This is a genomic window from Roseobacter sp. TSBP12 (assembly GCF_009129705.1).
GTDB classification, from domain to species: domain Bacteria; phylum Pseudomonadota; class Alphaproteobacteria; order Rhodobacterales; family Rhodobacteraceae; genus Celeribacter; species Celeribacter baekdonensis_A.
Window position 1 is genome coordinate 190,668 of the sequence record NZ_PYIB01000041.1, and the last position, 8,259, is coordinate 198,926.

Genomic DNA, 8,259 nt, shown 5'->3' on the forward strand with positions numbered 1-8,259 from the left:
TATGGACCAAAAAGCCAGAGCGACAAAAATGCACAGCACCCGTTTATCCGTCGAAGGTATGACTTGCGCCTCTTGTGTGGGCCGTGTTGAGCGCGCCTTAAACAGCACGACGGGTGTTTCAAACGCCAATGTGAACCTTGCCACAGAGACGGCGGAGGTGACATTTGATGCCCCGGCGGATGTTGCGGGGTTGGTCGCGGCCTTGGACAAGGCGGGCTATCCGGCGCGGACCGAAGAGGTGACATTTGACGTTCAGGGCATGACCTGTGCGTCTTGTGTAGGGCGGGTCGAACGTGCGCTTGCTGCGCTTGAGGGGGTGCGGGAGGCCTCTGTCAATCTGGCCGCCGAGACGGCGCAGGTGCGCTATCTGGCGGGCGTTCAGGATGTCCAGAGCCTGACCAAAGCCATTGCCAAATCCGGCTATGACGCGCGGGCGCGGATGGATCGCGAGGCCGCTCCGGTTAACCGCAAAGCCGATGAGGCACGAGTTCTACGCAAGCGGCTGGTCTTGGCCGCCGCGCTCACCTTGCCGATTTTTGTCATCGAGATGGGCGGGCATTTGATTCCGGCGCTGCATCATTGGTGGATGATGACCGTGCCGGAATGGCTTTGGCGGATGGTGCAATTCGCGCTCACATGCGTGGTGCTTGCGGGACCGGGGTGGGTGTTTTTCAGCAAAGGCATCCCGTCGCTGTTGCGCGGTGGACCGGATATGAACGCGCTTGTGGCGCTGGGATCGGGGGCCGCTTTTGCCTATTCCACCGTCGTGACCTTTTGGCCGCAAGCCGTGCCGATGGGCGCACAGAATGTGTATTTCGAAGCCGCCGCTGTCATCGTCACGCTGATCCTGCTGGGACGCTGGTTGGAGGCGGGGGCCAAGGGCGCACGGGTGAGGCGATCCGCAAACTTGCCGGGATGCGTGCCAATGTGGCGCGGGTCGAACGCGCAGGGGCTGTGATCGAACTGCCGATTGAAGAGATCAAGGTCGGCGATGTCCTGCACCTGCGTCCGGGCGAAAAGATTGCCGTCGATGGCCGGGTGCTCTCGGGTGAAAGCCATGTTGATGAAGCGATGATTTCCGGCGAGCCGATCCCGGTGGCCAAGGCTGAGGGCGCGGCGGTGATCGCGGGCACGGTCAATGGCGAAGGCAGCATGACCTATGTCGCTGAAAAGGTCGGTGCGGATACGATGCTGGCCCAGATCATTCGCATGGTCGAAGAGGCGCAGGGCGCGAAACTACCGATCCAATCCCTGGTCGACAAGGTGACGATGTATTTCGTGCCCGCCGTGATGGCGCTGGCGGTGTTGACGGTATTGATTTGGCTGGTCGTTGGGCCGGAGCCTGCTTTGGCCCATGCTCTTGTCGCAGGGGTTGCGGTGCTGATCATTGCCTGCCCCTGTGCGATGGGGCTGGCGACGCCGACCTCGATCATGGTGGGCACTGGGCGCGCCGCCGAGCTGGGAGTTTTGTTTCGCAAAGGCGATGCGTTGCAGGCGCTTCAGGGCGTCAAAGTCATCGCCTTTGACAAAACCGGCACGCTGACACAGGGACGCCCGGATGTGACCGATGTGGTGGTTTTAGAGGGGGACGAAGACACGCTCCTCGCCATGATCGCCGCCGCCGAGGCCCAGTCCGAGCACCCGATTGCCCGCGCCATTGAGCGCGCCGCCGAGGCGCGTGGGTTGCGTTTGCCAGAGGTCACCAAAGCGCGCGCTGTCGCTGGCCATGGGATGAAGGCCGAGGTGGAGGGCAAAGACATCCTGATCGGCAATATGCGCCTGATGAGCCGGGAAAAGATTGCCACAGATGCGTTCGAAGCGCCGTTGTCCGATTTGGCTGAGCAGGGCCGCACTCCGGTTTTGGTGGCGGTGAATGGCGTTCCCGCTCTGGTGATTGGTATCTCCGATCCGGTCCGCCCAACCTCGCGCCGGACGATCGAGGCGCTGCATGCGCGCGGGATCAAGGTTGCGATGGTGTCCGGAGACACGTGCAAAGCGGCCGAAGCCATCGCGCGTGACCTCGGCATTGACCATGTCGAGGCCGAGGTCTTGCCCAAAGGCAAAGCCAAAATCGTGAGCGCGCTGCAACAGAGTTTCGGCTCCGTCGCTTTTGTTGGTGATGGGATCAATGACGCCCCCGCCCTGGCCTCTGCCGATGTCGGCGTGGCGATTGGTACCGGGACCGACGTGGCGATTGAGGCGGCGGATGTGGTGTTGATAGGGGGCGATCCGGGGGCCGTGGTCACCGCTTTGGATGTCAGCCGCAAAACCATGGCCAATATCCGGCAAAACCTGTTTTGGGCGTTTGCCTATAATGCCGCACTCATTCCGGTTGCGGCGGGTGCGCTCTACCCCGCTTTTGGGATTCAATTGTCGCCGATGTTGGGCGCGGGTGCGATGGCGATGTCTTCGGTTTTTGTGCTTTCGAACGCATTGCGGCTGCGCGGACTGCGCGCGGCATTTTAAGTTCGGCGGCATCTTTACCTGTATTCTAGATATAGCATAAGGCGCTACATTTACACGTATAGGGTGAGTTTGGTCGCCTATCTGGTGGAAAAATGGGCCAAATTTGTACCGACGTGACATTTATCCTCTAGCGGGAGAATCCTCGATCCTATAGTTTGCTGGGAGAACTAGTAACAAGTTGCGACCATTTTTTGGGTACGCAACGGTACATCGAGCAGAAGTGAATTGGTAAAATGTTGGGCATTCAGTATTCGGTCCGCGATCTCGCGGGCAATGTAGACACAGGTACACTCCCCCTCTCTGAAAATGTTGAATCGATTTCGGTTCAGGGCGTCGAAGATATCTCTTTGAACATGTCGGCTGCCGCAGTTTCGGGGTATTCTCGTGACGGCGGAAACCTTGTTGTCGAGTTGATCGGCGGCAAGTCGATTGTTCTTGAGGGGTTCTTTGAGGGGGGCGATCACGATCTCTTTCTCTCGGAACGCGGCCTGATGACCAAGGTCGATTTCGCGGATGAAAATCAGGGTGATCTCGTCGCCTCTTACCAAGACATCGACTTGACCGGAAAATGGAGCGAATACGATCAGCTTGCTTTTCTCGATCTGGAGCGTATCGAACCGGTTGTGGCACCTCTGGCGTTTGCAGGGCTTGGTCTTGGCGGCGCGGGTGCCGCAGCAGCGGCGGCGGCTGGCGTCATTTTGATCGACGGTGGCAATGGCGGCGGCACTGGTCATGGTGGTGGCGAAGGCGACACGACCGCCCCCGATGTTTCTATCGTGACTGGCGTTGAAAGCGTTGGCGACTATGTGAACGGTGAGATTTACGACAGCGGCAGCTTTGAGATCACAGGTGGTGGTGAGCCGGGGGCCGTTGTGGAGGTCACGATCAATGACACCACGGAAACCGTCACGGTCGGTGAAGACGGCACTTGGACGGCGGTTTTTGACAGCGACGCGATTGAGACCGGCGAATACACCACCGACGTGACCGTCGTGGCCACCGATGAGGCGGGCAATTCGACAACGGTCACCGACACGCTATTGGTCGACACCGCCCCCGAAGATCTCAGCTTTGATACCGTCGAAGGCGACGATATCGTCAATATTTCTGAGGCAAGCGATGGGATTCCGGTTTCGGGTCAATCCGAGGCGGGGGCGACCGTTGTGGTCGAGCTTGAAGGTCAGTCCATCGAAACCGTGGTGGGTGCAGATGGTACATGGTCTGTCACCTTTGATGGCGCCCAACTGCCTGCGGGCACCTATGACAGCACCGTCACCGCTACCGTGACGGACATTTACGGCAATGCCGCGACCTACACCCATGACATCGCAATTGACCTTGAGGCGTCGTTGTCGGTGAATGCCGGAGCCGCGGGTGGCGATGGTATGGTCAACCTGTCCGAAATGAACGGCGGTGTCGTCTTGACGGGCCTGGGGGAAGCGGGGGCTTCGGTCACTGTCACCGTGGCGGGTGTTTCGCGCAGCGCGACCGTTGGCGAAGATGGCACATGGTCCGTGACTTATGAAAGCGGCTCCCTGCCGCAGGGCAGCTATAGTGCCGACGTCACTGCCGTTTCCACCGATGCGGCGGGCAATACGGCGTCCGCGACGGACACCTTTTCGATCGACACCGAAACCGGTGTGGCGATCAACGCGGGTCATTCGGGCGGCGATGAAACCATCAACTTGGCTGAGAGCCAGCAATCCATGAGCTTTGCCGGGACGGCCGAGCCGGGCACAACCGTCGTTGTGACGCTTTCGGGTGTTTCCGTGACCACCGTGGCGGATGGGGCGGGGCATTGGACCGCGACCTATGCGGCGGGCAGTTTGGCGAGCGGTGAATATGACACCACCCTGACTGCCGTTGCCACCGATGCCGCAGGCAACACTGCGACCACCACAAGCACGGTTCATGTCGATACGGTTGCGGGCGACATTGCGCTCTCCACCAACCCGATCGAAGGCGATAACGTGATCAACGCGGTCGAGGCCTCCGATGGGGTCTGGGTCAGCGGCACAGCAACCCCGAACCACACGATCACCGTCACATTGGGCGGCGTGACCCATACGGTCACCTCGACCAATGCCGGGACGTTCGCGGCCTTCTTTGCCGCCTCCGAAGTCACTCCGGGCGAATATGACACCGGCGCGTCGGCCACGATTTCCGATGCGGCGGGCAACACGAAAACTGTGCAAACCGCCGTTGAAGTCGACACGTTTGTCAGCAACTTTGCCGAGACCGCCCAGCAAGGCGGGTCAGACGGTGTGGTCAACGGTCTTGAGGCCCAATCTGGCGTTCAACTTGCCGGGACGGTTGAAGTGGGCTCGACGGTTGTGCTGTCCTTCCAAGGCCAAAACTACATGGCCGCGGTCGATGGCTCTGGCAATTGGTCCGCGACCATTCCGGCCTCTGCGCTGCCCTCCGGCGAAGGCTCCGCCAATGTGATCATCAATGCGACAGACCCGGCGGGCAACACTGCATCTCTGTCTGAAACCATCACCTATGACACTTTGGTCACCTCTTTGGGCCTGAACGGGGATGCCAGCGGCGACATGTTTATCAACCTCGCGGAGGTGCACTCTGGTGCAACTTTGACCGGGTTTGTTGAGCCGGGATCGACTGTTTATGTGACCCTCAACGGCATTCGCCATCTTGCCTCTGTCGATGCGGCGGGCAATTGGAGCGTGAGCTACGCAGCTGGTGAAATTCCCGAAGGAACCTATGCCGCCAATGTGCAAATCGACGCCACCGATGCCGCTGGCAACACGCGCACCGAGACGGCGCAGGTCACCATCGACACCGAGGTTTCGTCACCCTTCGTCGAAACCGTGACGCGCGGCACGGATGGGGTGCATTCGGTCTCCGTCAGTGAGATGGGCGACGATGTGTCGGTCTATTCTCTCGATGAAAGCGGGTCCTCGACCGAGATTTCGCACACCGATTATGACCTTGGGGCGCAGACCTTGCTCAACTTTGGCAGCCATGTGTCGAACGGCGACCAGATTGTCATCGCGTTCGAAGATGTGGCGGGCAACCAGTCCGATACATTGCTCGTGCTCGACACCACAAACGAACGTCCCGATGGGGCCTATTTCGAGGTGGATATCGACAATTCCGGGCTTGATCAATTCGACCTTGGCGCGATTGATCTTCAATTCGTCAACGGCGGTGAGGTCACGCTGTCTACGGCTGATTTGGACCGGATCGTAGGCGAAGATGGCGTTTTGACCATCCATGGTGGCGCAGACGATCGCGTGGTGCTTGAAGGTGGGGCGGTGACGGGGGACAGCGCCACGATTGATGGTGCGACCTACGACATCTATACGCTGGGCGATGATCAAGTGATGATTGATCACCACATCGAAGTGGTCCTGCCGTAACGGTGAAAACAATGGGGGCGGGTGCGTTTCTGTGCCCGCACTCGCTAAGGAAGCGCGGGGGCGGGGGAGCGCGACGGGTGGTATGAAGTCTTTGGGTAAATTGAGTGCGCTCTTGGGGGCGGCAGTGTTTGTGACTGGCTGTACCGCCGGTTCGTCTGGGGTATCAAACCTGCTTGACGTCAAGCCTGTGGCCTTTTTCAAGGGCAATACAGGGGCGAAAGCCGGAACGGTTGCCGAGGCCAAAGACCCCGCAACCCCAAGCCTCTCTGCCGCCAATTCCGGTGAAGCCTCGCCCTTGATTTCTGATCTGATCGCGCGTCGTTCGGTGTTAACGCCCGGCTCCGCCTACGACACGGTCGCAACCGCCGTGCTTGCCACCTCGTCGGGTGTGGCCGAAGCCGAATTGCGCGCCTCCAAAATGCGCGCGATTGCCCGCTCTACCAATTGGATGCCGACCATCGGCCCCTCGATCACGCTCAATTCTTTGGGCGAAGTGGTCGCGGGCCTGTTGGTGGACGTCACCCTCTATGACAACGGCAAACACAAGGCCGAGCGCGAATTTGCCGCCGCCGATGTCGAAGTTTCCGCTGTGGCACTGTCGCAAGACGTCAATGACCGGCTGTATGAGGGGCTTACGCTTTACATCACCGCCGCCGAGGCTCATGAAAAATCAGGCATGGCCGAGCGTGGCTTGGGCCGAATGCAGGAGTTCAATCGGGTTGTCACTGAGCGGGTCAAAGGCGGCGCGTCGAGCCTGTCGGATCAACGTGTCGTGCGCTCGACCCTGTCGGAAATGCAGCATGAAACCAGCACCCACCGCGAGGCTGAAGACAGCGCATGGGCGGAGCTGGACACGCTGACCGGCGGCGTCAAGCTCCCGGTTCTTGATCAGGCCATGGGGATTTCTTTGCCCTCCGGCTCTGTGACGACGCTTGAGGTTCTGCGCGCCGAAGCCGAGGCCAAACGCACCATTGCAGAGGCCAAAGCACAGCGTGCCGCGATGTTGCCGACCCTCTCCGCCTCCACCCTTTTGGGTCAGAAGAACAGCACCGGAGCTGCCTATGATGGGGCGGGCTTGGGGCTTGGCACTGGCGCGGAAATGGAGGCCAGCCGTGCGCGTGAATTGGCCGCCAGCGCACAGGTCGCAAAGGCGCGTGAAACCTCCGCACGCAAAAGGGCGCGGCTCGATAGTCAACTCTCGGCCCTGCGCCGCCAAGAACGTGACGCTGCCGATTTGGTCGAACAAACCCGCGCCAATTACCGCATTTTCCAAGACCAATTCGAAGCCGGGCAAAAAAGCGTCATGGACGTGTTGAGCGTCTATGAGCAAATGATCCGCGATGAGTTGAAACATATTGATTTGAAATATGAAATTGCCCTGACCGAACTTGAGATCGCGCGTGTGTCAGGAGCACTGGCCGATGGGGTGGACATATGAGGAAAGCACCAAAACTTGCTTTTACTGTCACCTCAGCCAGGCCTGAGACTCCCGAAGATGTGTCCAATCGTCCAAAGGCCCCTTTGACCGTTCATCTGGGGTCCCAAGGCCGGGGTGGTCTGAAAACGAAAGTGGCACCTGCGGTTCATAACCCTGCGCGCGTAGTTGATCCGATGGTGGAAAAGAAACGCGCAGCGACCGAGGCGGTGCGGCGCAAGGTGGCCGACACGGCGCGTGAGGCACGGCTGCGCGAAGAGGTAGCCGAAAAGCTGCGCGCCGAGGAACGCGAGGCACGTGAAAGAGCCAAGGCACAGCGCGTTGAAAAGGCCCGCCAAGCCGCAGAAGCCGCGCGCAAACCCAAACGCGATGCGGCAGAGGTGAAAGCCGAAGCCAAGGCGCGCCAAGCGGCCCGTGATGTGCCGCCTGCTCCGCAAATGATACAGGACGAAACGGTCACACAGCACCAAGAGGCGCAGGTCGCCACCCCTGTTGAACCTGCTGATATTTTCCCGCAGACTCAGCAACAGGTCCAGATCCCGGAGCCGGAACCGGCCCCGCGTCTGGACCAAACGGTGTTTTCGCGCAAGTTTCTGCAACGTGCCGAATTGGTCGCGACACTTGCCGCGCGTTTTGGTCAACGCGCGATGATCTCTGACCTGATTGAAAGCTTTGCGGATCAAACTGGCGAAGATGTCGCCCCCGCCGCCATGGCGCGTGCGATTGGCCTGACGGGCCTCTCCGCCGAAGTCACCCATCTGGCCGCGATCACGCCCAAGGCCTGGCCCGCGTTGGCTTATATGTCATCTGGCCATATCGTCCTTGTCTGGTCGCAAAAGGGTGAGGTTCTGACCGTTTTCGACCACACCGGGACCGATCACGTGGCCGAAGTACCGCTCTATGAATTTGCGCCGTTCTTCACCGGAACCATCGTGCGCGCCGGGAAAACTTTGGACACACTAGCGGCCACTCATGTGC

2 protein-coding genes and 2 pseudogenes are annotated in these 8,259 nt (G+C 60.0%); all 4 read left to right on the forward strand.

Features of this window, described 5'->3' with window-relative positions; genetic code table 11:
- Window position 1 precedes the first annotated feature (1 nt).
- A pseudogene (locus C8029_RS23120) lies at window positions 2-2,466 on the forward strand (heavy metal translocating P-type ATPase).
- A gap of 233 nt (window positions 2,467-2,699) precedes the next feature.
- Entirely contained in the window at window positions 2,700-5,846 is a 3,147-nt protein-coding gene (locus tag C8029_RS12570) for an Ig-like domain-containing protein (protein WP_152003000.1), read from the forward strand.
- An 82-nt stretch (window positions 5,847-5,928) separates the two neighbouring features.
- Complete coding sequence (locus tag C8029_RS12575) at window positions 5,929-7,284, forward strand: TolC family protein (protein ID WP_009572486.1); 1,356 nt, start codon at window positions 5,929-5,931, stop codon at window positions 7,282-7,284.
- Window positions 7,281-8,259: pseudogene (locus tag C8029_RS12580) on the forward strand (ABC transporter ATP-binding protein); the annotation flags it as partial. The gene C8029_RS12575 and the pseudogene C8029_RS12580, both read left to right, overlap by 4 nt.

Excerpts from the sequence above, each read along its gene's own strand:
- C8029_RS12575 (WP_009572486.1), top strand. The coding sequence starts at position 5,929 with ATGAAGTCTTTGGGTAAATTGAGTGCGCTCTTGGGGGCGGCAGTGTTT.
- C8029_RS12570 (WP_152003000.1), top strand. The coding sequence starts at position 2,700 with ATGTTGGGCATTCAGTATTCGGTCCGCGATCTCGCGGGCAATGTAGAC.